Origin of the sequence: Campylobacter sp. 1569, from assembly GCF_024723675.1 — a bacterium.
Lineage (GTDB): Bacteria > Campylobacterota > Campylobacteria > Campylobacterales > Campylobacteraceae > Campylobacter_D > Campylobacter_D jejuni_C.
Window position 1 is genome coordinate 91,948 of sequence record NZ_JANQDB010000005.1, and the last position, 22,281, is coordinate 114,228.

25 protein-coding genes are annotated in these 22,281 nt (G+C 29.5%); 1 reads left to right on the forward strand and 24 read right to left on the reverse strand.

Annotated elements, in window-relative coordinates; translation table 11 throughout:
• Nucleotides 1-54: 54 nt before the first annotated feature.
• From CAMP5060_RS03870 to mqnP, 9 genes are read right to left on the reverse strand one after another with little or no spacing between them, the layout of a single operon-like run.
• A complete protein-coding gene (locus CAMP5060_RS03870; protein ID WP_337217939.1) occupies nucleotides 55-717 on the reverse strand; it encodes a 16S rRNA (uracil(1498)-N(3))-methyltransferase in 663 nt (220 codons plus the stop codon).
• Nucleotides 717-1,127, reverse strand: a complete 411-nt coding sequence (locus tag CAMP5060_RS03875; protein ID WP_087699755.1) for a hypothetical protein — start codon at nucleotides 1,125-1,127, stop codon at nucleotides 717-719. Before CAMP5060_RS03875 ends, CAMP5060_RS03870 begins: the two co-directional genes overlap by 1 nt.
• Before the next feature lie 2 nt (nucleotides 1,128-1,129).
• The gene (locus CAMP5060_RS03880) at nucleotides 1,130-1,327 is read right to left on the reverse strand and encodes a hypothetical protein (protein ID WP_087699757.1); all 198 of its coding nucleotides are present in this window, start codon (nucleotides 1,325-1,327) and stop codon (nucleotides 1,130-1,132) included.
• Nucleotides 1,327-1,911 (reverse strand): 6-pyruvoyl trahydropterin synthase family protein, encoded by a 585-nt coding sequence (locus CAMP5060_RS03885; protein WP_087699759.1) that lies wholly within the window; start codon nucleotides 1,909-1,911, stop codon nucleotides 1,327-1,329. The genes CAMP5060_RS03880 and CAMP5060_RS03885 overlap by 1 nt, the downstream gene beginning before the upstream one ends.
• Nucleotides 1,908-2,657, reverse strand: coding sequence for a 7-carboxy-7-deazaguanine synthase QueE (locus CAMP5060_RS03890; RefSeq protein ID WP_261529755.1), 750 nt, complete (start codon nucleotides 2,655-2,657; stop codon nucleotides 1,908-1,910). Before CAMP5060_RS03890 ends, CAMP5060_RS03885 begins: the two co-directional genes overlap by 4 nt.
• Nucleotides 2,657-3,625 (reverse strand): GTP 3',8-cyclase MoaA, encoded by a 969-nt coding sequence (moaA, locus tag CAMP5060_RS03895; RefSeq protein ID WP_337217940.1) that lies wholly within the window; start codon nucleotides 3,623-3,625, stop codon nucleotides 2,657-2,659. The genes CAMP5060_RS03890 and moaA overlap by 1 nt, the downstream gene beginning before the upstream one ends.
• 9 nt (nucleotides 3,626-3,634) lie before the next feature.
• Nucleotides 3,635-4,156 (reverse strand): hypothetical protein, encoded by a 522-nt coding sequence (locus tag CAMP5060_RS03900; RefSeq protein ID WP_087699764.1) that lies wholly within the window; start codon nucleotides 4,154-4,156, stop codon nucleotides 3,635-3,637.
• A complete protein-coding gene (locus CAMP5060_RS03905; RefSeq protein ID WP_214100004.1) occupies nucleotides 4,149-4,652 on the reverse strand; it encodes a hypothetical protein in 504 nt (167 codons plus the stop codon). Before CAMP5060_RS03905 ends, CAMP5060_RS03900 begins: the two co-directional genes overlap by 8 nt.
• A complete protein-coding gene (gene mqnP, locus CAMP5060_RS03910; RefSeq protein WP_214100005.1) occupies nucleotides 4,643-5,518 on the reverse strand; it encodes a menaquinone biosynthesis prenyltransferase MqnP in 876 nt (291 codons plus the stop codon). The genes CAMP5060_RS03905 and mqnP overlap by 10 nt, the downstream gene beginning before the upstream one ends.
• Nucleotides 5,519-5,588: 70 nt before the next feature.
• Here mqnP and miaA point away from each other — a divergent pair, with 70 nt between their 5' ends.
• Entirely contained in the window at nucleotides 5,589-6,458 is an 870-nt protein-coding gene (miaA, locus tag CAMP5060_RS03915; protein ID WP_214100006.1) for a tRNA (adenosine(37)-N6)-dimethylallyltransferase MiaA, read from the forward strand.
• On the opposite strand, the gene CAMP5060_RS03920 is transcribed toward miaA, so the two are convergent.
• Genes CAMP5060_RS03920 through CAMP5060_RS03990 form a run of 15 tightly spaced genes read right to left on the reverse strand, consistent with a single transcriptional unit; the run spans nucleotide 6,455 to nucleotide 22,249 of the window.
• Nucleotides 6,455-8,818 (reverse strand): tetratricopeptide repeat protein, encoded by a 2,364-nt coding sequence (locus tag CAMP5060_RS03920; RefSeq protein WP_337217941.1) that lies wholly within the window; start codon nucleotides 8,816-8,818, stop codon nucleotides 6,455-6,457. The genes miaA and CAMP5060_RS03920 overlap by 4 nt on opposite strands.
• 19 nt (nucleotides 8,819-8,837) lie before the next feature.
• Nucleotides 8,838-10,241 carry an NADH-quinone oxidoreductase subunit N gene (locus tag CAMP5060_RS03925; RefSeq protein WP_337217942.1) on the reverse strand — a complete coding sequence of 468 codons (1,404 nt, stop codon included), beginning with the start codon at nucleotides 10,239-10,241 and terminating at the stop codon, nucleotides 8,838-8,840.
• Nucleotides 10,241-11,710: a complex I subunit 4 family protein gene (locus CAMP5060_RS03930; protein WP_214135781.1), complete on the reverse strand. Its 1,470-nt coding sequence runs from the start codon at nucleotides 11,708-11,710 to the stop codon at nucleotides 10,241-10,243. The genes CAMP5060_RS03925 and CAMP5060_RS03930 overlap by 1 nt, the downstream gene beginning before the upstream one ends.
• Before the next feature lies 1 nt (nucleotide 11,711).
• Nucleotides 11,712-13,514: an NADH-quinone oxidoreductase subunit L gene (nuoL, locus tag CAMP5060_RS03935; RefSeq protein ID WP_261544924.1), complete on the reverse strand. Its 1,803-nt coding sequence runs from the start codon at nucleotides 13,512-13,514 to the stop codon at nucleotides 11,712-11,714.
• On the reverse strand, nucleotides 13,502-13,813 hold the full coding sequence (gene nuoK / locus CAMP5060_RS03940; protein ID WP_087699810.1) for an NADH-quinone oxidoreductase subunit NuoK: 312 nt from the start codon (nucleotides 13,811-13,813) through the stop codon (nucleotides 13,502-13,504). Before nuoK ends, nuoL begins: the two co-directional genes overlap by 13 nt.
• On the reverse strand, nucleotides 13,813-14,319 hold the full coding sequence (locus CAMP5060_RS03945; protein WP_087699777.1) for an NADH-quinone oxidoreductase subunit J: 507 nt from the start codon (nucleotides 14,317-14,319) through the stop codon (nucleotides 13,813-13,815). Before CAMP5060_RS03945 ends, nuoK begins: the two co-directional genes overlap by 1 nt.
• Nucleotides 14,312-14,944, reverse strand: coding sequence for an NADH-quinone oxidoreductase subunit NuoI (gene nuoI, locus CAMP5060_RS03950; RefSeq protein WP_087699779.1), 633 nt, complete (start codon nucleotides 14,942-14,944; stop codon nucleotides 14,312-14,314). The genes CAMP5060_RS03945 and nuoI overlap by 8 nt, the downstream gene beginning before the upstream one ends.
• 8 nt (nucleotides 14,945-14,952) lie before the next feature.
• Nucleotides 14,953-15,951, reverse strand: coding sequence for an NADH-quinone oxidoreductase subunit NuoH (gene nuoH, locus CAMP5060_RS03955; protein ID WP_087699781.1), 999 nt, complete (start codon nucleotides 15,949-15,951; stop codon nucleotides 14,953-14,955).
• On the reverse strand, nucleotides 15,948-18,401 hold the full coding sequence (locus CAMP5060_RS03960; protein ID WP_337217943.1) for an NADH-quinone oxidoreductase subunit G: 2,454 nt from the start codon (nucleotides 18,399-18,401) through the stop codon (nucleotides 15,948-15,950). Before CAMP5060_RS03960 ends, nuoH begins: the two co-directional genes overlap by 4 nt.
• Nucleotides 18,398-19,114: a hypothetical protein gene (locus tag CAMP5060_RS03965; RefSeq protein WP_087699784.1), complete on the reverse strand. Its 717-nt coding sequence runs from the start codon at nucleotides 19,112-19,114 to the stop codon at nucleotides 18,398-18,400. Before CAMP5060_RS03965 ends, CAMP5060_RS03960 begins: the two co-directional genes overlap by 4 nt.
• Nucleotides 19,111-19,338 (reverse strand): NADH-ubiquinone oxidoreductase subunit E family protein, encoded by a 228-nt coding sequence (locus CAMP5060_RS03970; RefSeq protein ID WP_039642382.1) that lies wholly within the window; start codon nucleotides 19,336-19,338, stop codon nucleotides 19,111-19,113. The genes CAMP5060_RS03965 and CAMP5060_RS03970 overlap by 4 nt, the downstream gene beginning before the upstream one ends.
• Nucleotides 19,335-20,561, reverse strand: coding sequence for an NADH dehydrogenase (quinone) subunit D (nuoD, locus tag CAMP5060_RS03975; RefSeq protein ID WP_337217944.1), 1,227 nt, complete (start codon nucleotides 20,559-20,561; stop codon nucleotides 19,335-19,337). The genes CAMP5060_RS03970 and nuoD overlap by 4 nt, the downstream gene beginning before the upstream one ends.
• Before the next feature lies 1 nt (nucleotide 20,562).
• The gene (locus CAMP5060_RS03980; protein WP_337217945.1) at nucleotides 20,563-21,354 is read right to left on the reverse strand and encodes an NADH-quinone oxidoreductase subunit C; all 792 of its coding nucleotides are present in this window, start codon (nucleotides 21,352-21,354) and stop codon (nucleotides 20,563-20,565) included.
• Nucleotides 21,354-21,851: a NuoB/complex I 20 kDa subunit family protein gene (locus CAMP5060_RS03985; protein WP_039619352.1), complete on the reverse strand. Its 498-nt coding sequence runs from the start codon at nucleotides 21,849-21,851 to the stop codon at nucleotides 21,354-21,356. The genes CAMP5060_RS03980 and CAMP5060_RS03985 overlap by 1 nt, the downstream gene beginning before the upstream one ends.
• Nucleotides 21,830-22,249, reverse strand: a complete 420-nt coding sequence (locus tag CAMP5060_RS03990; RefSeq protein ID WP_039627152.1) for an NAD(P)H-quinone oxidoreductase subunit 3 — start codon at nucleotides 22,247-22,249, stop codon at nucleotides 21,830-21,832. Before CAMP5060_RS03990 ends, CAMP5060_RS03985 begins: the two co-directional genes overlap by 22 nt.
• Nucleotides 22,250-22,281 lie beyond the last annotated feature (32 nt).

Consider the following 22,281-nt stretch of genomic DNA (forward strand, 5'->3'; position numbering starts at 1 on the left):
AAGGCGTAATTATATAGATTTTTATATAAAAAATAGCTAAATTTAAGCGTGTTTTTAAATTATGAATTTTGAAGCAACCCCTACTAAAGCCGTTTGCGCTTTGAGTATGAAATTAGCTTGTAATTTTGCTTTTTTTGTATTCACTTCTCTTTCTTTTTGAGAAAATCCACCTTCAGCGCCTACTAAAAAAACATGCTTACTAGGCTCAAAACTCATCAAATCTTCACCTTCAAAGTCTATCAAAACAATATTTTCATAAACTTGCTGAAATTTTTTAAAATCATCAAAGCTTTCAAGCTCCATTAAAGAAGCACGACCACATTGTTGGGATGATTCTATAAGAATCTTTTCCATTCTTTTAAAATCTAACTTAAAATTTTTTTGTGAATAATCCATATACACAAAAGAAAGCTTTGCCACTCCAAGCTCGTTTAAAAAAGGCAAAGTTTTTTCTATAATCTTTGGATCAATCACCGCTAAAGCTAAATGCAAATATGTTTTTAATTCTTGTTTTTCTTCTTTTTTATCAAGTAAATTTAATACGCAAGAGCGTCTAGAAAGCTCTATGCATTCATAAGTATAAGCAAAAAAATCTTTTAAATTTTTTAATATGATTTTATCGCCTACTTTAATTCTTCTAGCTTTTAAGTGTAAAAAAGCTTCATTTTCTAACTCTAAATTTAAAACACCACTTTGTGGGTGATATAAAAATCGCATTAAAAATAAAACCTTTGAAGCAAATAAGGCACAAAAAGTAAAAATATACCCAAACACAAAATAAAAAAGCTTAAAAATCTAAATTTAGCATAACGCTTAAACAATCTTGCTTTTTTAAATAAAATAAATTGATAAATAGCCAAAGCAAAAATCAAAATCCAACAAAACCACATAGAAAGTATATAGAGATTTAGCTCAAAATGCTTTAAAGCCCAAAGCAAACTTCCTGTAAAAAGTGTAATTGCTAAAAATAAATAATAAATTGGCAAAAAAAGGCGAATTCTTTTTATAAAAATAAACTCTTGTGAAAAACTACTTTGAGTTAGATATAAATAAAACAACATTAAAAAGCCATTTGCATATAGACTATATACATGCAATGCTAAGAAAAACTCATAACTTTGATCCATCACTATCCTTGTGTGCTATTTTCATCTTTGATATCATCATCTACAGGTATAGGAAGCGTCTCATCATCTATAATAACATTAGAATCACTTTGCTCAATCTGAACTTGTTCAGTTTGAACTTCTTTTTTTGTATTTTTATTTTCTTGACTTGAGCAAGCCATAAAAAGCAACAATGGCACAATTAGTAAAACCTTTTTCATCACACCTCCTTTTGATTGACAAAAACAAAATTTGAGTCTTGAAGTTTTTTAAAAAAATCTTTATCTCTCCATTCATCAATTACAGCTTGTGAAAATTCAATATCTGTTAGATTTATCTTTGGCAAAAACTCACTATAAGCATCTTCTCTAAAACCTTGTGCATATCCTGTTCTTGTTTCATGCACAATAATACTTTTTAAACTAACACCTTGCTCTCCATTAATCATCTTAGTTTTTAAAAGCAAAGCATCGATCAAAACAAAAAATATACGTACAAAATTTTCCGCACTTACATTCACAGGCAAACTTACCCATCTTTGTGAGTGTTTTTTCATATCTTCTAAATAAACTTTATCATCATATTTAAAAAGTGTAATAGCATGATCAAAACTATCAATAATTTGTTTTATCTCATCTTTTAACAAGCCAAAATCATACACCATTCCAGCATTATCAAGGTATTTACTCTCAAGTAAAATTTCTACCTTATAAGAGTGGCCATGTATGCTTGTTTTACATCGCTTGGAGCTACAAAATCTAACAATATGAGCATTTTCAAATTCAAACATTTTTCTAATAATCATACGCCTTCTTTATCTCCCCAAATTCTAATATGCATTCTATCAGAGTAATTATATCCATTTTTTATACAAAATTCAGCAACACTTAAGGCATTTTTAGAAATTTCTTCTTCATTTGACCCCATAGGCATACAAAACACCTCATTTTCACAAATCTGTAAAATTTCACTAATCTCCTCTAAGGCTTTATTTTCTTGTAAAAAATCCTTGTCTAAAACAAATTTATAAAAGCTATCCTTAGCATAATGTTTAAAATCCTTTAAGGCTTTTTCATTAATCCTTTTTTCTTTTTTAACCCCGCTATTACTAAGCTTTACTCCTAAAGCAAAATAACATTTTTTATACAAAGGATATTTTTCAAAATCAATTTCAATACTTGCGTTTGTTTCAAAATGCACTTTAAAATCATTTTCTAAAAGCAAATTAATAAAACACAAAAAATCTTTGTTTTGATGATTTAACAAGGGCTCACCGCCCGTAATTACTACTATAACTTTGCGTGAATTGGCTAACTTTAAAACCTCATCAAAAAGCTTTGCTGAAGTATATGTTTTATAACAAGTTTTAAATTCTTTAGTAAAAACAGCCCTTATAGTATCACAGCCTAAAAGTATTTTAGAATCTTTTTCTTTTTTTACTCCAAAGCCTGTGCAGTTAAAATTACATCCAGCAAACCTTACAAATATAGCCAAATTTCCGCTATATTTTCCCTCACCTTGCAAGCTTAAAAAAGTCTCAACAACTTCCATTATCCACCTGTTTGATAAAAAGCTCTTGTAGAACTTTGATTGGCTTCATTTTCAGCCCATCTATTTTTTTCTGATTTGTTTTTTATCACGGTTTTTAAAACTTCACAAGCACCTGCTATGTCTTTATTACGTATAGCTTTTTTAATGCTTAATGCCTCATCATAATACAAACAAGGTATTAAAAGTCCTTCGGCTGAAAGTCTTATACGGTTACAACTATCACAAAAATCATGACTATGTGGATCAATAATACCAAACTCATACCCATCTTCAAGCTCATAAATAGTCGCGGGTGCATTTGGGCTTTTTTGTCCTTGTTTAAAAGAATATTTTTGAGCAATGATGTTTAAAATTTCTGCTGATTTTAAGCCTTTTAAATCTCCATAAGCATGGTAATTTTCCATAAATTCTATAAAGCGAATTTGGCTTTTGCGTGCTTTAGCAAATTCTAAAAGATCAATAAATTCATTATCATTAATCCCTTTAAGCGCTACGGTGTTAAATTTAATATTAAAACCTAATTCTAAAGCTTCATTAATACCATTTAACACATCTTTGAGTATATTTTTTTGAGCTAATTTAAAAGCTATTTCTTCTTTTAAGGTATCTAAAGAGATGTTAATTCTTTTTAAACCCGCTTGTCTTAAGTCTTTTGCTTGTTGTTTTAATAAAGAAGCATTAGTAGTAAGTGCTAAGTCTATATCTTGCTTATACTCACTAATCATAGCAATAAATTTATGCAAATCTTTTCTTACTAAAGGCTCACCACCTGTAATACGAATTTTTTTAACTCCTTCATCAATACAAACTTTAACAAACATAAAAAGTTCTTCAAATGATAAAAGATTTTCCTTAGCACTCCATTCAAATGGAGTTTTTGGCATACAATAAAGGCAACGAAAATTACATCTTTGTGTTACTGAGATTCTTAAATAATCTATCACTCTTCCATAGCTATCCACTAACATAAAGAACCTTTATAATAATTTATTAAATTTCAAGATAAGTTCAACCCTACCCATGCCTATACGCAAATCTTTGGCAATTTGCTCTATGGATTTTTTTTGATTAAAAAGCTCTATCACTTTTTGTTCTTCATTATCATAACTTGGACTTAATTTTGTAATACTTTGGGTTTTTTGTTCTAAATTTAACAAACGATTTTTTTGTTCACTTTGAAATTCTTCAATTACCTCTTCTACTTCTTTTAAAGCATTTAAAATAGGAATAATATTTTGATTGATTTTTTGTTCTAGCGCCTGCAAAAGTTCTTCTTTTAATTCTTCTTTAATAGCTTCAGTATCTATTTCTTCTTTTTCTTGTTCTTGCTCGTCCAAACTTTCTTTTTTTAAATAATGATATTGCTTATTTAAATCTTCTATCATCTTACCAAGCTCGTTAATTTTGACAATACTTTCTTTTTCTTTAATCATCATATAAGCAAACATAGCAAAAATTAATAAAGCTACAACTAGCCACAACAATAAATCACTATCCATTTTCTTGCTCCTTTAAAATCTTAATCATCGCTCTTTGCATATTTGCCACAAAATTATCATACACAAGCTCATCTTCTGCTTTTATTTGTGTAATTTTTGCTTCATTTTCATTTAAGGCTTTAAAAAAAATACTAATTTTTTGACCATTTAACTCAAATCTTGCATAATATTGCTCATCTTGAGCTAAACACTTTTCTTTAAACTGAATGTGTGCAAAATTTACACCCACCACAAAGGCTTTATATTTTAAATCTGTAAATAATTTTGTTTTATTGATATCATTTTTTATCAAATACAATTCTTGTTTTATATCCATAAGCAAATCAAAAATAATTTGCTCACCTTCACTAAATTCCACTCTTGAAGCAAGTTTTTTCCATTTACTTAAATTGACATAATTATTACTTGAAAGATATTCTTGCAAAAACTCTTCATATCTTTCTTTACTCTCTTCAAACTCAAGCTCTAACGAGCTTTTAAAAAATTTTATCTCCATAAAAGATCAACCCAAATAAATATAAAAAACACTATACTTAAATAACCATTTAAAGTAAAAAATGCTTTATCAATTTTTGCAAAATTCTTTCTAACAATGCGGTGCTCAAAAAATAAAATAATCGCACTAATTATCACGCCTAAAAAAGCAATATTTCCCGTTGGAGCTACCCAAACAAATAAAAGCCAAAAAAGCACTGCTAAAACATGACAAAACGCTGAGATAAACAAGGTTGCATCGAGCCCAAATTTAGCAGGTATAGAGTGTAAGCCTGTTTTTTTATCATACTCCATATCTTGCAAAGCATAAAGCAAATCAAATCCGGCTGTCCAAAAAGTAACACCCAAACACAAAATCACGCTATAAATTTCAATACTTCCCAAAACTACAATGCTACCTGCAATAGGAGCAAGCCCTAAGCAAAATCCTAATACTAAATGCGCTAAGGATGAAAATCTTTTAAAAGCTGAATAAATAGCTAAAATAAACAATACCGGCAAAGAAAGAGCAAAGGCTAATTTATTAATAAAATAGCTTACCAAAACAAAAATAATAGCATTTAAAATAATAAAAAGTAAAATACTAGCTTTGCCTATACGCCCATCGATATTAGGTCTATTTGCACATCTTGGGTTATTTTTGTCAATATCCTCATCCATCAAACGATTAATCGCCATTGCAAAATTTCTTGCACTCACTGCACAAATAACCCCCAAAAATAAAGCCTTGAAACCAAACCAAGTGCTATCATTTAAAATAACAGAAGCCACAATCATTGAAGTAAATAAAAAAGGTAGGGCAAAAATAGAATGCTTAAAAACTATCAAATCTAAAATATCTTTTAATTTTTCTTTTAATATAGGCATTTTTTTCTCTTTATAATATATTTTTGTTATGATTTTACTAAAATAATTTTAAATTTAGGATATTTTTACGATGTTTTTTGAATTTGCACTCATTGGAACTACTGCAAGTGGCAAAACAGAACTTGCTAATAAACTAGCTTATGAATTTAATGCAAGTATTTTAAGCCTTGATAGTCTTTGCGTGTATAAACAAATCAACATCGCTTCAGCAAAAACAGAGCAAAAAACCCTAGATGAGCTTGATTATTTTGGCATAAATTTATTAAATGTTAATGAGCATTTTAATATTGCTTTATTTTTTGAAGAATACAAAAGAGCAAAAGCTTTTGCCCAAAAAAATAATCAAATGCTTATTATCACAGGTGGAACTAGTTTTTATTTAAAAGCTTTAATGGATGGCTTGAGTGAAAAATTCAAAGAAAGTCAAAGTACACTAAATAATGATGAAATTTATCATTTAATGATAAAAATTGATCCACAAGCAAAAATAGAAAAAAATGATACTTATCGTTTGAAAAAATGGCTTGGAATTTATGAACAAACTAATAAAATTCCAAGTGAAGTTTTAAAAGAAACTAAACAAGAAGCTTTAATTAAAGAGCTTGATGTTTTTGAAATTTCTTGGCAAAAAGAACTTTTGGAAAAACGCATTATTAAACGCACGCAAAATATGCTTGATGAGGGTTTAATAGATGAAGCTAAAATGCTATTTGATAATTATGATCATAATTTAAAAGCACTAAATTCCATAGGTTTGAAAGAATGTAAAGAGTTTTTAGATAAAAAAATAAATCTAAAAGAGCTTGAAGAACTCATCATCATTCACACAAGACAACTTGCTAAAAGACAAAGAACTTTTAATAAAAAATTTAATAAAGAAATTTTAGATTTTCAAAGCGCTTATGAGAATTTAAAAGCTTATATTTTAAAAAAATATTAAGGCTGAGTATTTAAAATATTTAATTTATCTTTACATAAATTTTGCCAATTGCTTGTTGTGTTAATATCTATACAATTTTGTAAACTTTGTTTTTGATTTTGCACATCTTTTAAGTCTTCATATACATTACTTTGCATATAAAAAGCTCTTGCACGCTCATCATCTTTTAAAGGATTAGCAAGCAAATCTTTAAACAAAGTTAAGGCTTTTTGAGCTTGATTGCTTTGTTTTAAAGCTTTGATATAGATAAATTCTAAATCAGGACTAAAAAGATTTACTCCTTTTAAATTTTGATAGTTAATCGCCTTTGGAGCATAGGTTAAAATACTTGTTAAAAAATTATTTTTTTCACTATAACGCAAAAATTCATAATATAATTCCACCATACGATAATTCATAGGAAATTGCTCTAACTTTTGCAAAGTTCTTATCATGGCATTATAATCTTGCAATCCAAGCTCGGCAAAAAATTTAATATAATTTGCTTCGAATTTTTCACTATCACTAATAATCGTTCTTGTATTTAAAATATCGTTAATGGTTTTAATAACATTTTTATAACTTTTATCTTTTAAAGCCAAATCTGCACTCTGAAGCTTATAAAAAATCACGTCATCGTTTTCATTTTCCACGATATATTTTTTAGCTTCTTCTATACGAGAAGTACGTTTAAAACACTCAAGCATACGCTTTTTGTTTTGTATTTTACCTCCTACCTTATAAGTTTTAAAATCATCATATATTTTCACAGCAGCTAAACACTCATCGTTTTTTAATTTTTGTTCTAAAACTAAAATAGCAGCTTGCTCTAAAAGATTTTTAGCTTCTTTGTTAGAATATTTTTCAATATCTTTTTGATAACTTACAACTTTTTCATAGTTTTTTTCTTGAAAATACAATTTTACATTATCAAACAATGCCTTACTAGAAATTTCTCCGGCATATTTTTGTATAATTTCTTCATATCTTTGATGTAAAAAACTTGCATTAGCATCTTTTAAATACAAAAAGTTTTTATCTTGAGCTTCTTTGATTAAACTTGCATATTCACCCAAAGGAAAATCTTCTGCATAAAGATCTAAATATTTTTGAGCCTTGGTATGCTCATTTGCATTTAACATAGCCAAAGCAAGATCTTTTAACACTCTTTCATATTCTTTATCCACTTTTGTTAAATGAGTAAAAATATATTCATAAATTTTAGAACTTAAGTCATAAATTCTATAGTTATCTAAAGTTTTTGCCAATATCAAGGCATTAGATAAATCTTGAATAAAAAAATCAGGATTAGAAGTTAAAATTCGGCTTGCTAAATCTTTTGCCTCCTTAAAATTTTTTTGTTCTAAATAATTTTTTGATAAAAATAGCGCTGCTCTACTTGCCAAATCAGTGTCTACGGTAGAATAATACACATCTTGATAAATATTGTTTGCAATATTTTTCTTACCCAAATGATATAAATAATCTGCATAATCAAGTAAAGCTATTGTTGTATATTTATCCCCTTTATGTTCAGTATTTAAAATATCCACAACATATTCAACATTAGATCTTTGAGATAGACCCATATAAACTCTCATCATAATATACATTACTTCTGTATAGTCTTTATCGTTAATATAAGTTCTTACCCATCTTTTTGCATCATTAAGCATTTGCTCTAAAACTTGCTGATCTTTATCAAGTTCGTAAGTATAAAGCTTATTCTGTGCTCTTAATTTATAAAGTTCAAATTCATTCATAAATACACTACCTTGATAACGTTTAATTGCATTTATAGAATCTCTTAAAACTTGATCATACTTTTTAGCTTCATATTCTTGCTTGATGCTAAAATACGCATTAAAATCTGCACTTTGTGAAGTTTCCATAGGATCTGAATTTAAATCTAAAGCGCCAATAAAAGGCATTAAAGCATTATCAAAATAAATATCAAAGTCAAGTCCGTCACTAGGTTTATAGTGTCTCAAATCTTCTGTAAATACAAAAACAAAATGCTTAAAAGAATCTCCACTATGATTTTGAATTTCTTTGGTATTGAAAATATCTTGAGAATAATTAAACATTTTAGCTAAAGTTTTTGGATAAATTTTAATAGTCAAAAAAGTTTGATGTTTTTCAAAAGAAATTAAAAAATCATCAAATTCCTTATTTTGAAATTGCATATTACTAACACCCAAAACATTGCATTCAAAATAATTTCTTTCAAATTCAAAAACACTCTTGCAAGAAAATTCTTTGTCATCTTTTAAATGCAAAAGAGTAAAAGGACGCTTATGTTCTTCTCCTTTATTAACAATAATTTCAAAAGAAAACATACAAGTTATACTTAATAAAAATGAAACTAAAACCCTTATCATAAGCGTGATTATAGCAATATTATTCTACAAAAGCAAAAACATATAAAAAAAGACTCCCTATCAAACATATACTCAAAATAATCTTTTGTTTAATATTCAATTTCATACTTTCTACTAAATATGATTTTTTAAAAAAAACATAAATTAAAATTTTCAAATAAGCATAAAGCATAATCATTGAGCTTAAAGCTATGGCAAATACAAGTACATAATAACCTGAGTTTAAAATAGAAGCTAAAATTAAAATTTTACCCCAAAAAATTCCAAAAGGCGGAATACCTGCTATACATAAAATAAATATAGTTAGTATTATAGACAACACCGGTCTTTGATCAAACAAGCCTGAAAAACTCTCAAATGAGCTTTTTTGAAATAAACTTAATATTAGGAAAATTCCATAATTTGCAAAAGCAAACGATATCCAATATGCAAATAAAGCAAAAATTGAAAGCCAATAAGAAGTACCATCACCCTGAGAGCTCACGCTCATGCTAGAAACAATAACTGCTAATATAAAAGAAGAATGAGTAATAGAACTATATGCAAGCATTTTTTTTACATCTTTTTGGATTAAAGCTACTATACTTACAGTAAGCATAGAAAAAATTGCTAGTAATGCTACTATATATTCAAATTTTACTCCACCACCTAAAGCAGAAAAAATTCTTAAAACCACTATTATCATAGCTATTTTTGGCACTATAGATATAAATGCTATAAAATTTGTATGTACACCACAATACACATCTTTTAACCAAAAATGAAAAGGTGCAATAGAAAGCTTTACCCCAACAATAACTAAAAACATTACTCCAGCACAAAGTAAAATAGGATCTGAAATATATTCAGAATACAATAGATTATCTAAATCCAAAGACTGAGTTTTTAAATACACAAAAGCACAAGCAAAGACAAAAAACCCAGCTCCTACTGCTGCTAGAGTAAAATACTTTATACTAGAGCTAATAGCATTATGAGTTCCTCTTAATGCTATTAATGTATAAAGAGCTAAAGAAGACCCTTCTAATGCTAAGAAAATTACAATTAAATTAGTGCTTGATACCATTAATATCAAAGAAGCAACCATAAATAAAAATAAAGAAAAAAACTCTGCCTTTTGCTCATCTTTATCCATTAATAAATAAAGCATAGAAAAAACCAAAATAATTATTTGTGCAAAAATTGCATAATTATCACTTACAAATAAACCAAAAAAAGCATGAGAATTATCTAAAACAAAACCATTATAAAGCAATAAAAAGCATAAAGCGCTAAATAAAGCTATAACACTTGCTCCTATGTAAAAATTTCTAGAAAGTTTTTTAAACACACTCAACAAAAGCAAAGTAATAGCCCAAAAAAGCAATGATAACATAGGAAATAATAATACAAAATTCAATTTTTCTAAACTAAAGCCACTCATTAAAAACCTCTTATATTATCTATAATTTTTTGATTTTCTATTGCGATATTTCTTGTTTGCATAACTTCAAGAATACTATTTACATTTAAAGCAATTTGATCAAGCATAGCACTTGGAGCTATACCTAAATAAATCACTATTGCACTTAAAATACTTAAAATAAAAATTTCACTTTTTTTCAATACTAGCTTTTCTATTTTTTCTGCATTAGTAGCAAAAAACATATTCCTATAAACATTTAGCATATAAATAGCCCCTAAAATAATCACACCACCTGCAAATAATGCGAACCATAAATTTACACTTGCTACACCTTGCAATATTAAAAACTCACCTACAAAAGAAATAGTTAAAGGCAATGAAATAGATGAAAATAATAACACTGCAAAGAAAAAGCTAAATAGTGGAGCTGTTTTAGCTAAATTTTTATAAAAGTCTAAATCAAAAGTATGGTATCTTTTATAGAGTATGTAAGCAGCCAAAAACAAACCACCTGTTACTATACCATGTGCAAACATGTAAAATACAGAACCACTTACTCCATTATAAGTAAAAGTTACAATACCTAAAACCACTACACCCAAATGCGAAATAGAACTATAAGCAATTAATTCTTTTAAATCTTTAGTTTTAAAAGCAATTAAGGCTGTATATAAAATCCCAACTATACATAAAATAGCAAGTAAAGAATAATAATGATTCAAAGTATCGGGCGCTAAAGGTAAAATAAATCTTAAAAATCCAAAAGGCGCCATTTTAAAACTTACAAGCATTACAGAAACTAGTGTTGGGCTTTTTGCATAAACTTTTGGAGCCCAAGTATGAAAAGGAAATAAAGGACTTTTAATCGCAAAAGCAACAAAAAAACCTATAAAGATTAAATTTTGCACACTTTCAGGTATAAAAAATTCACTCTTATACCAAGCAAGCAAATCAAAACTCCAATACCCAAAACTTTGATAATACAAAAATCCTACATAAATAATCGCTAAAAGCATGAGCATAGAACCACAAAATGCATAAATGAAAAATTTAATCCCTGCTTTGTAGTTATTAGAATATCTACCTATTAAATAAATAAGTGGTATAAGAGAAAACTCCCAAAATATATAAAACAATAAAGCATCTAATGAAGCAAAAAGTCCTATAATACAAAATTGTAATAAAAATATACTTACTACAACACTTTTATCTTGAATATCCAAACATATAAAAGATAAAAAAATCATAATAGAGCAAAGCAACATCAAATAAAGCGCTATAGCATCTACACCAATATGAAAATTAACCAATAAAGAATTTAAATTAAATTCATAAGCTATGCCACCATGATAATTAAACAACAAAAAAACATTTAAAATTAAAATCAAAAAGCTAACTAAAATAGCAAAAGCTTTAGAATCTTCTTTTTGTAAAGACAAAGACATAAAAGCTGCAAAAAATGGAAATAATATCAACAGACCAAGCATTCTACACCGCCAAAGCTAAACAAAATAAGCACACAAAAGCCAAAACAGAAATTCTTAACACTAATGAAAATCCTTTCTCTATACTAAGAGTTTTTGCAAACATTTTGAGAAAATAAGCAACACTATCTACCAAAGCATCCAAAACTTCTTTGTCATTTCTTCTTAAAAAGTCACAAAATAACGCATATTTACCAACAACAAATTGATGATAAAATCTTGGTATATAATATTCATTAAACAAAAGCTTATAAATACTTGTTTTAGAAAGTGATGGCTTAAACCAATTTTTCCAATAAGCCATGATAGCTAAAAGCACTCCAAGCACTGCAGCAGCACTTGCAAGTACCATAACTAAAGAATTTTGACCATCAATAAAAGCTAAATTTTTACTTACAAAATTCATAAAGCTATGCTCAAAAAAACCCGCAATAATAGCAAGCAAAGCCAAAGGACTCATCGCAAGCAAAGCTATTTTACTAGCTTCATGGGGATGTTCTTCATGTCTTTTTGGAGTAAAAAATACAAGCATTAAAAGTCTAAAGCTATAAAAAGCTGTCATAAAAGCTGCTATTAAAAGTACTAAAAAAATTCCATGATGATGACTTATAAAAGAAAATCCTAAAATTAAATCTTTAGAGAAAAATCCTGCGAAAGGATAAATTCCTGCTAAAGCTAAAGAACCTATAAGCATTAAAATAGCACTAAAACGCATACTTTTATAAAGTCCACCCATTTTACTAATGTCAAGCTTATCATTCATAGCATGCATAACATTACCCGCACCTAAGAATAATAAAGATTTAAAAAATGCATGAGTTGCAAGATGAAATAAAGCTATTGCATAAGCTCCAAGACCTGCTGCTACAAACATATACCCAAGTTGAGAAAGCGTCGAGTATGCAATAATTCTTTTTAAATCTTTAGCCACCATAGCCATAGAAGCAGCAAAAAGTGCTACAAAAGCTCCAAGTATAGCGATAAAATACCCTACTTCAGGAACTTGTAAATAAAGCTCCCCTGCGCGAATTACCAAATAAACTCCCGCAGTAACCATAGTAGCAGCATGGATTAGAGCTGAAACTGGCGTAGGTCCTGCCATAGCATCAGCAAGCCAAGTATGGAAAGGAAATTGTGCTGATTTACCCATAGCACCTACAAAAAGTAAAAGCGCTATTAAAATCAAAATCGTATCATTTTCATGCCCTAAAGATAAAAGGGTAAAAAACTCATCGTATTTTAAAGAATTAAATTCTATATAAATTAAGAAAATTCCTAAAAGCAAAGCCAAATCTGCAATTCTATTCATGATAAATGCTTCATTAGCAGCAAAAGTGTATTTTTCATTATGATACCAAAAACCTATCAAAAGCCATGAGCAAAGTCCAACACCTTCCCAACCTATGAAAAGCCCTAAGAAATTATCACTCATAATCAAAAACATCATAGAAAAAACAAAAAGCCCCAAATAGCTAAAATAGCGATTAAATCCTTCATCATGCTCCATATAAAATATACTATATAAATGCACAAAAGTCGCTACTATACTTACTACATTCATCATAATTAAAGTAATAGAGTCTATTTTAAAACCAAAACTAACATCTACTAAAGATATCCAAGTACCAAGTTCAAAATTAAAATGTACTCCATTGTTTAATAAAACAATTGAAGCAAGAGCTGAAAAAGCTATAAATAAAGAAGCTAAATAACCTAAAATAATTTTCTTAGCACTAAAAGCAAAAATACCTAAAATAACAGCTGAAGCCAAAGGAGAAAAAAGTGTAATTAAAGCTAAATTTTGCATTTTATCTCTCCTTTTTCAGCTAAAGAGCTAAGCTCTAGTGTTCCTGTTTTTCTATACCATAAAACACAAAGTGCTATCCCAACAGCTACTTCACAAGCTGCAACTCCCATTACAAATAAAGCAAAAATTTGACCTTCTATGTCTTTATGAGAAGCTCCTGCTGTAACTAAAGCCAAATTAGCAGCATTTAATAAAATTTCACTTGAAATAAAAAGCATAATTAAATTTTGGCGTTTTATGATACCTATTAGACCAATGATAAACATCAAAATAGCCACAATGTAGTATTTTTCTAACATCATTGTTCGTCCTTTTTTATATTTTTTTGAGTAAGTGCTATAGCACAAATTAAAGCTATTAAAAGTAAAATTGCCATAAATTCAAAAGCAAGCATATATTTTGTAAATAGAGCAAAGCCTATTTGCTGGGTAGAATCAAGACTATAAACTTCACTAGTTTCATTTAAACCAAACTCATATCCCATAATAATACTAACTAATAAAACAGCACTAAAAATCACAGCAAAAATGAAGATTCTTTTACCTTTTAAACTTTCTTTTACTTTTATAGAAGCATCAAAAAACATCATAGCAAAACTATAAAGACCTAAAATAGCCCCACTATAAACGATAATTTGAATTACTCCAATAAATTCAGCATTAAGTAAAAAATAAAATCCACTTAAAAAAACCATAGCCACAGCCAAAGAACTAATAGCGTAAAGCATACTAGTGCTTAAAACACTAATTAAAAAAAATCCCAACACCAAAACACTTAATAAACAAAAAGCTATCGTTTCAAACATTTTCTTCCTTTGGAGCATCTTGCTGTCTTTGCAAATCTATCTCATAATAATTTGGAGTTTTCTTTACTAAATCATCAGCATCTTTTCTTAAACTACCACTTCCTTCAAACACCACTTGATTTTTAAGCTCATCAATAGGAGTTAAAAAATCTTCCTTTTGACCAAAATAAGATCTTTGCTCTGCGGCATTTTCATATTCTTTACCATGCACAATGGCAAGTTCAGGACAAACATCAGCACAAAATCCACAATAAATACAACGCCCTAAATTAATACTATAATTTTCGACCTTTTTGCGTCCATCTTCACTTAAACTCGTTTCCATTCTTATACAATTACTAATGCAAATTTTTTCACACAAGCCACAACCAATACAACATTCATTTTCACTTTCAATAAAACGCATTAAGCGATGAACTGCACGGTAGCGATTATCTAAAGCAACTTTTTCCATAGGATATTTAATCGTTGCACTATTGTTTTTTTTAAACATTTCTCTTAATACAACAAATAAACCTACAAAAAGCTCTGTATTTAAAGAACGCTTGATTACTTGTATGAATTTTTCATAAGCATTTTGAGGATTTTTACGCTCAAAATCTACTTTAAAATAACCTTTTTTCATTGTTTTTCCTATATCACAAGTACTAAAGCACTAATTAATAAATTTAAAACCGCTAAAGGAATTAAAATCAAATAACACATTCTCATTACTTGATCAGGACGCAGTTGCGGAAAAGCCCCTCTAGCCCAAAAATACCAAAAGAACACAAAAGACACTTTCAAAAGCATCATAATAGCCCCTGGTATAATCCAAAAATCATTAAATCCGCCCAAAAATAAAAGCGATATCATAATCGCTCCGGTAATCATGGCTGTGTATTCACCAATAAAAAACATACCCCATCTAAGTCCACTATATTCAGTGCCATAACCTGAAACAAGTTCAGTTTCGTTTTCACTCAAACAAAGTGGAGTTCTATTAGTTTCTATAAAAATAGCTATCACAAATAAAATAAAAGCTAAAGGTTGTTTAAAAATAAGCCAAGAAAGTATGCCATCACTTTGATAGTTATTAATATCTACTAAAGACAAAGATCCAACAAGCATTACAACACACACCAAAGAAAGTCCTGCAACGCTCTCATAAGAGATAATAGAAACAAGTCCTCTTGCCCCGCCTAGCAGCGACCATTTATTATTACTTGCTAAACCTCCTAAAAAAATCGCATAAAAACTAACCCCACCCATACCTACAACAAAAAGCAAGGCCACATTAATATCAGCGATAATAGGACGAATCACTCTACCAAATAAAGTAAATTCAGGAAAAATAGGAATAGCTGCAATTGCCACAAAAGCACAAATTGCTGCAATTAATGGAGCGATTAAAAACACCACTTTTTGAGCATAAGTTGGCACTATATCTTCTTTAGTAAAAAGTTTAATCATATCAGCAACTACTTGAAGTAATCCAAAAGGACCTACCATATCAGGTCCTAAACGACGATGAAATAATGCCAAAGCCTTTCTTTCAAGATAAGTTGCCAAGCCTGCTAAAGTAGCAAAAATAGCTATAACAAGCACGCATTTTATAATTGTTTCTATAATAAAAAAAGTAATATCACTCATATTTTAGCTCCTACTTTTTCAAGCCAAACTTTTACATATCGAGTATTATCAAATAAAGATTTATAATCAATCTTACTATCATAATCCCCTAAATACGCACCATTTTCTAAAGATTCATCACATTTTACACTTATAGCAATTTGAGTTTTTTCATTTTTCAAAATAACACTATCATCTTGGTTTAAATCAAATTTTTGCATTAAATCAGACGATAAAAATAAAGCCCCAACCTCATTAAAAGCTCTATTACTAAGCTTTGAAAACTGATGAATGCTATTTGCATGATATAAGGTTAAATTTCCTTCATTTTGCTCTTTAACTTCTTGAACGCTTAATGTTTTTTCAAACTCAAAATGGGAAAAATCGAGCTCATAACCCCTATGATTTACCCCACCATTATCATAATGATTTTCTAACTCATCAAAGTCAATTACCCTAAAGCCTTTATTTTGTGGTAAAAATTTAGTATAGTTGATCGTAAATTCTTCATCAAAACCTAAGGCATTTGCCAAATCATTTAAAAAATAACCTTTAAATTCTAAAGCCGCATTTGTAGGAACTAATCTTTTATCATAATTTACAAAGCTACCTTCTTGTTGATTTAAACTAGAACTTGCAAGATCAAAATGCCCATCATATGAAAAAGCAAAATCGCCTTTTTCGTTATAACCTAATGTTTTTCCTACTTGAAAATCTTGACTTAAATCACAAATTAAACTCACACCTAAGGTATTAGTGCAAGTTGGATTTAAAAAGACTTTAAATTCAGTATATTTTTGCACCAAAGCACAAAGTTTTGCTAGCTTTACACTTTGCTCATCATAGTAAAAATCACTTCCTATAATAAGTGTAAATTTTTGCTTTTTTGCGAGTAAAGTTTCTAAAATATCCTCATCTATGCCAAGATTTTTCGCATAATTTGATCTTTGCACCTCTATGCTTTTTTTAATTTTTTTAGGCACAAGTTTTTTAACTTCTTCTATAATAGTTGCGCCATTTTCATTTTGCTTTTCTATCTTTTCAGTAACTTCTTCATTAATAGTTTCTTCTATTTCTTTTGTATCTTGATAATATGCATTTTCTAATGTGTTTTTAAAATCCTGCGGAAGCTCTTTGGCAAATTTTTGCAAGATAAATAATAAAATACTTTCATTATCTTTAATATCATGATTAATCTGCAAGAAATTTTTAGAATATTTATCCACGCCTTTATCTTTTATAGGATGAAAATATAGCCCTGCACCTTTATTCATTACCAAAGCGTTATTAACTTTATATCCTAGCGTTGGCGCATCATAGCGTAAAAACGAACCTACGATGATTAAAAAATCACTTTGAGTGATATCGTCTGTATTTGCATTATACATTGCATTTGCATTTTGATAAAAACAAGCTAGGAAATCTTGGAATTTTTTAGCTTCATGATTTATAAGATTAAGATTAAATTTTTTACTTAAATTTTGCAAGATTAAAGCTTCTTCATTAGTAATAAAACTATTAAATAAAATATTTTTTATTTCATCATTTTTTATCATATTTACTAATTTTTCAAAAGCTTTTTCATCTTTACCTTGAACTTCATTTTGGGTATTAAAACCATATCTTGCGGCTTTATTTAGCGTAGCAAAAGCAAAATCATTGCTCACTCTATAAATTTTTTCTTTTTGATTATTAATACTAGTTTGTTTAATATCATAATACATCAACTCACAATCACTAGAATGTGGATTACTAGCTGGAATTTTCTTTAACTCCCAAGCATTAGATGTATATTGAAAAGCCGAACCCACCAAGGCTCCTGTTGGGCATACACTTGTACATTCTCCGCAAAAAGAACAATCAAGTATATCACCACTACTTGGCGCAATTAAACTCTTTTGAAATTTAGTCCAAATAGCTAATGCATCTTTACTCATACTTTCTTTAAAGCTTGCATCGGGTGCGCTTGCCCCTCTTGGAGTAGTTTTTAAAGCACTTTCTCCTATTTTATCTTTACAAACTGTAATACATCTTTCACACACTATACATAAAGCTGGATCATAATTAATCTCACCCCATTTTTTATGCTCTTTATGGGTATCTTTAATCCAATAATTTTGCACATTTACTCTTGCTTTGTGTGTAAAGTTTTGAAGCTCACACTCACCGGATTTATCACATACCCCACATTGTAAAGGGTGGTTGATACAATATGCTTGCATAATAGCATTGCGCTCATCCCATAAATTTTGCAAATCACTCTCTACTACCATACCTTCTTTAACTTTAGTATTACAAGAATAAACCTTTTTACCATCAGCTTCTACCATACACATACGACAAGCAAGTGTTGGAGAACAACCATTTAAATAACAAATTGCGGGAATGAAAATATCATTTTTTCTTGCGACATTTAAGATATACTCACCCTCATTTGCCTCACATTCTATACCATTAATGATAACTTTCATTTTATAACCTTAACTTGAGCTTTTGAAAAAGCAAAATCAGCGCTTTCATAATCAAACAAAGCCACCGTGCCTTTCAAATCATGATTGATTTTTACTATAGTTGTAAATTCTTGAGTGTTTATTTTTAAATTAATTTTATCCCCATCCTTAACCTTAGCAATCAAAGCAAAAGAAGAAGAGCAATGCAAATTTTTGTCCTCTAAAGGCGCTTGCATGATAATAGTTCCATCAAAATTATCAAGTTCTAAAAGCTCACTAAAAGAATTTTGTATTGATAAATTTTCTTCATTTTCATTAGAGCAAATTAGCAAAAGATTAAATTTATGACAAAGTTTTTCTAAAAAATACTTAATATTTTCAAAATCTTTATGTTGATATAAATTTTCATCAAAAATAATACATTTTGCTTCTTTTAAAAACTCCAAAATCTCTAAAGCCTCTTCTTCACCAAAGCAAGATTCAGCACTTAAATACCCCTCATCAAATTCGTTAAATTCAGCATCCAAACTCATCTTACAAAGTAATGCAAGCACGAAAGGCACACTTGCAATCTCACATTTATAAAAACTTGCTTTTAAATTTTTATCTTCTAAACAGGAAATATTATAATTTTTACTTTTGCTAAGCTTAGCGCAAAGTGAAGGATTTTTCAAAGAAAGTAAATCCACAAAACACAAAGCATTTAAGCCTTCTTGATATTTTGCTAATTTCATTGTCCTACCTTTTTAAAAACTATAGTCCAATCTACTTGATTAAATTTTAAAGAATTTAAAAGTTCGCAATTTTGCTCTTTTATGAAAGCAAAGCTTTTTTCTACATTAGAAAAATCTCCTATTTCAAACAAAACCACTAAAACTTCACCCATATAAGCATTTTGAATGATTTGTTCTAAATCCTTAAATAAATCTTGACTTTTTCTTAAATCCACGCGTCTCATCGGTCTATCTCACCTAAAACTATATTAATACTTCCTAAAATCGCCACTGCATCAGCCAAATATGATCCTACAAGCATTTCTTCTAAAAATGCACAATGAAAAAAGCTTGGGGTTCTAGCTCTTAATCTATATGGCCTACCGTTACCATCTGAGTGGATAAAAAATCCAAGTTCGCCTTTTGGACTTTCAGTTGGCACATACACCTCGCCTTTTGGTGGTTTTAAGCCTTGGGTTACTAGGACAAAATGTTGCATAAGCGAATAATTTTGTGTCATGATTTGCTCTTTTGAAGCACTTACATACTCAGGATGATTGCATAAAATTTCAGGTGGAGTATCTTGATAAAGCTTAGCACATTGAACTAAAATTTTCAAACTTTCTCTAAATTCTTGCATATAAACTTTATATCTTGCATAAGAATCGCCCATTTTAGCCACAGGCACGCCAAAATCTACCTCATCATAAAGCAAATAAGGTTCTTCTTTTCTAACATCATAAGCAATACCACTACCTCTTAGCATAACCCCACTACAACCCCAACTTAGCGCTTGTTCTTTACTTACCACTCCTACATTTTCAGTTCTTGCACGCCAAATTCTATTATCATCAAGCAAGGCTTCATAATCTTTTATATCATTTGGAAATTTATTGCAAAATGCTAAAAGTTCATCTAAAAAACCTTCAGGTAAATCAAGCATTACCCCGCCTATTCTCATAGATGAATGTGTAAGTCTTGCCCCGCAATATTTTTCTATTAGATCAAGCACATATTCACGCTCTCTAAAGCAGTATAAAAATACTGTCATCGCACCAATATCAAGAGCATGTGTAGCAAGCCATAACAAATGCGAAGCAATGCGGTTTAACTCAAGTAAAATCATCCTTATCACACTTGCTCTGCGTGGAATTTCTAAACCACAAAGTTTTTCTACAGCAGCTACATAGGCATAATTATTTGCACTAGCTGCGATATAATCCATTCTATCAGTAGTTGGAATAAACTCTTGATAAATCATATTTTCAGCCATTTTTTCCATACCACGATGCATATAGCCTATACAAGGAGCAGCCTTGGTGATTTCTTCTCCATCAAGTTCTAAAATAAGGCGTAAATTTCCATGAGCACTTGGATGCTGGGGACCAAGATTTACTATCATAGTACCATCTTCACGCTCAAAGCTTATATTTTCATAATAAGGTTTTAATTTAGTAGAAATTTGCATTTTATCTTCTCTTATCTAAAATTTTTACTTGCGTTCTTTTGGCTTTTTTCACAAAAGGCACGCCACCTTCTTCTTGATACTCTTGTAGATATTTTTCCTCTCTTGGAGCTTCACCTTTACCAACCTCATGATAAATTCTGCTAAAGTTTAGCGTGTCTTTTTCATCTACAAAACCTGGATCTCTATTTTCCTCACCTACAACCTCGCGGTATTCTTTTCCAAAAATTTTATCTATCTCATACCATTTAGCAAATTCATCACCATGCAAAGGATAACTTTTTAAAAAAGGATGTCCATACCAATCATCAGGCATTAAAAGTCTTTTTAAATTCGGATGATTGATGATGAAAATTCCAAACATATCATACATTTCTCTCTCACACCAATTAGCACCCTTAAAAACGCTCATAACACTTTGAAGCCTTTCTTTTAAACCAACGAAAGTCTTTACTCTCACTCTTAAATTTTTCTCCATATTTAAAAGCTGATAATATACTTCAAAACCTTGTTTTTGAGCGACAAAATCAATCGCACTTGCATCAGTAAAACAACTATAACCTAAATTTTTAAGCTTATCAAGAATAGCAACATTATCATCTTTGTTTATCTCAATCACCCAAAAATCAAGCTCTATAAAAGAATTTTTTAACTCAAATTCTTGGCTTAAAATTTGATGATCACTCTCAAAAGCACTACTTTCTATGCTTAGTTTTTTAGTTGCAGGTGCATGGTAAAATCTATCTTCATAATAATTTTTTAGCTGAGCATTTTTCTTATCGCTATATTTTCTCATCATATAAGCCTTTTTGGAGCTATTTTTCTGCTTGCTTTTTCTTTACGAATTCTTTTTTGCAAAATCATCAAAGCAAATTGAAAAGTTTCAGGACGCGGAGCACAACCTGGCACATAAATATCAACAGGAATGATTCTATCTACCCCTTGAACAGTAGAATAAGTATTAAACATACCACCGGTATTTGCACAAGAACCCATAGAAATAACCCATTTAGGATCAGGCATTTGATCATAAAGTCTTCTTGTAAATTCAGCGTGTTTTTTGCTTAAAGTACCCGCTATAATCATTACCTCAGATTGTCTTGGACTTGCTCTAAAAATCGTTCCAAATCTATCAAAATCATATCTTGCACCACCTGCTGCCATCATTTCAATAGCACAACAAGCAAGCCCATAAGATAGCGCCCATAAAGAATTACTCCTACCCCATTGCACTAACTTATCAACCGTAGTTAAAACAACTGGCGCATTGCTCATTTTTTGATACTCTGCCATGCGAATGCTCCTTTTTTATAAGCGTATAAAAAACCTATTGCAAGCAATAAAATAAAAACAAACACTTCCACTAAGGCAAATAAAGATAAGCCGTATTTTGAAAGCTCTGCGGTTAAATCTTTAAAAATCACCGCCCATGGAAATAAAAACACCACTTCAATATCAAGCAAAATAAAAATCAAAGCAAAAACAAAAAATTGAGAATTGATTTTATTTGCTTGCTTAGAAGCCATAGGCCCACATTCATAAATTCCAAGTCCGAGTTTTTTTCTATTGCAAGAGGCGAGTTTGGAGCCTATTTTAGAAGAAATATACACCAAAGTAAAAAATATAACACTTGCAATAACAAGCATTGCAAAGATGCCAAAGTATTGATGCTCTATAGTTGCGTGCGTCATAATAAACCTTTTATTCAAGCATAATTAAAATT

Coding starts and splice junctions, on each gene's coding strand:
- CAMP5060_RS03870 (WP_337217939.1), bottom strand. CDS start 717: ATGCGATTTTTATATCACCCACAAAGTGGTGTTTTAAATTTAGAGTTA.
- CAMP5060_RS03875 (WP_087699755.1), bottom strand. CDS start 1,127: ATGGATCAAAGTTATGAGTTTTTCTTAGCATTGCATGTATATAGTCTA.
- CAMP5060_RS03880 (WP_087699757.1), bottom strand. CDS start 1,327: ATGAAAAAGGTTTTACTAATTGTGCCATTGTTGCTTTTTATGGCTTGC.
- CAMP5060_RS03885 (WP_087699759.1), bottom strand. CDS start 1,911: ATGATTATTAGAAAAATGTTTGAATTTGAAAATGCTCATATTGTTAGA.
- CAMP5060_RS03890 (WP_261529755.1), bottom strand. CDS start 2,657: ATGGAAGTTGTTGAGACTTTTTTAAGCTTGCAAGGTGAGGGAAAATAT.
- moaA (WP_337217940.1), bottom strand. CDS start 3,625: ATGTTAGTGGATAGCTATGGAAGAGTGATAGATTATTTAAGAATCTCA.
- CAMP5060_RS03900 (WP_087699764.1), bottom strand. CDS start 4,156: ATGGATAGTGATTTATTGTTGTGGCTAGTTGTAGCTTTATTAATTTTT.
- CAMP5060_RS03905 (WP_214100004.1), bottom strand. CDS start 4,652: ATGGAGATAAAATTTTTTAAAAGCTCGTTAGAGCTTGAGTTTGAAGAG.
- mqnP (WP_214100005.1), bottom strand. CDS start 5,518: ATGCCTATATTAAAAGAAAAATTAAAAGATATTTTAGATTTGATAGTT.
- miaA (WP_214100006.1), top strand. CDS start 5,589: ATGTTTTTTGAATTTGCACTCATTGGAACTACTGCAAGTGGCAAAACA.
- CAMP5060_RS03920 (WP_337217941.1), bottom strand. CDS start 8,818: ATGATAAGGGTTTTAGTTTCATTTTTATTAAGTATAACTTGTATGTTT.
- CAMP5060_RS03925 (WP_337217942.1), bottom strand. CDS start 10,241: ATGAGTGGCTTTAGTTTAGAAAAATTGAATTTTGTATTATTATTTCCT.
- CAMP5060_RS03930 (WP_214135781.1), bottom strand. CDS start 11,710: ATGCTTGGTCTGTTGATATTATTTCCATTTTTTGCAGCTTTTATGTCT.
- nuoL (WP_261544924.1), bottom strand. CDS start 13,514: ATGCAAAATTTAGCTTTAATTACACTTTTTTCTCCTTTGGCTTCAGCT.
- nuoK (WP_087699810.1), bottom strand. CDS start 13,813: ATGTTAGAAAAATACTACATTGTGGCTATTTTGATGTTTATCATTGGT.
- CAMP5060_RS03945 (WP_087699777.1), bottom strand. CDS start 14,319: ATGTTTGAAACGATAGCTTTTTGTTTATTAAGTGTTTTGGTGTTGGGA.
- nuoI (WP_087699779.1), bottom strand. CDS start 14,944: ATGAAAAAAGGTTATTTTAAAGTAGATTTTGAGCGTAAAAATCCTCAA.
- nuoH (WP_087699781.1), bottom strand. CDS start 15,951: ATGAGTGATATTACTTTTTTTATTATAGAAACAATTATAAAATGCGTG.
- CAMP5060_RS03960 (WP_337217943.1), bottom strand. CDS start 18,401: ATGAAAGTTATCATTAATGGTATAGAATGTGAGGCAAATGAGGGTGAG.
- CAMP5060_RS03965 (WP_087699784.1), bottom strand. CDS start 19,114: ATGAAATTAGCAAAATATCAAGAAGGCTTAAATGCTTTGTGTTTTGTG.
- CAMP5060_RS03970 (WP_039642382.1), bottom strand. CDS start 19,338: ATGAGACGCGTGGATTTAAGAAAAAGTCAAGATTTATTTAAGGATTTA.
- nuoD (WP_337217944.1), bottom strand. CDS start 20,561: ATGCAAATTTCTACTAAATTAAAACCTTATTATGAAAATATAAGCTTT.
- CAMP5060_RS03980 (WP_337217945.1), bottom strand. CDS start 21,354: ATGAGAAAATATAGCGATAAGAAAAATGCTCAGCTAAAAAATTATTAT.
- CAMP5060_RS03985 (WP_039619352.1), bottom strand. CDS start 21,851: ATGGCAGAGTATCAAAAAATGAGCAATGCGCCAGTTGTTTTAACTACG.
- CAMP5060_RS03990 (WP_039627152.1), bottom strand. CDS start 22,249: ATGACGCACGCAACTATAGAGCATCAATACTTTGGCATCTTTGCAATG.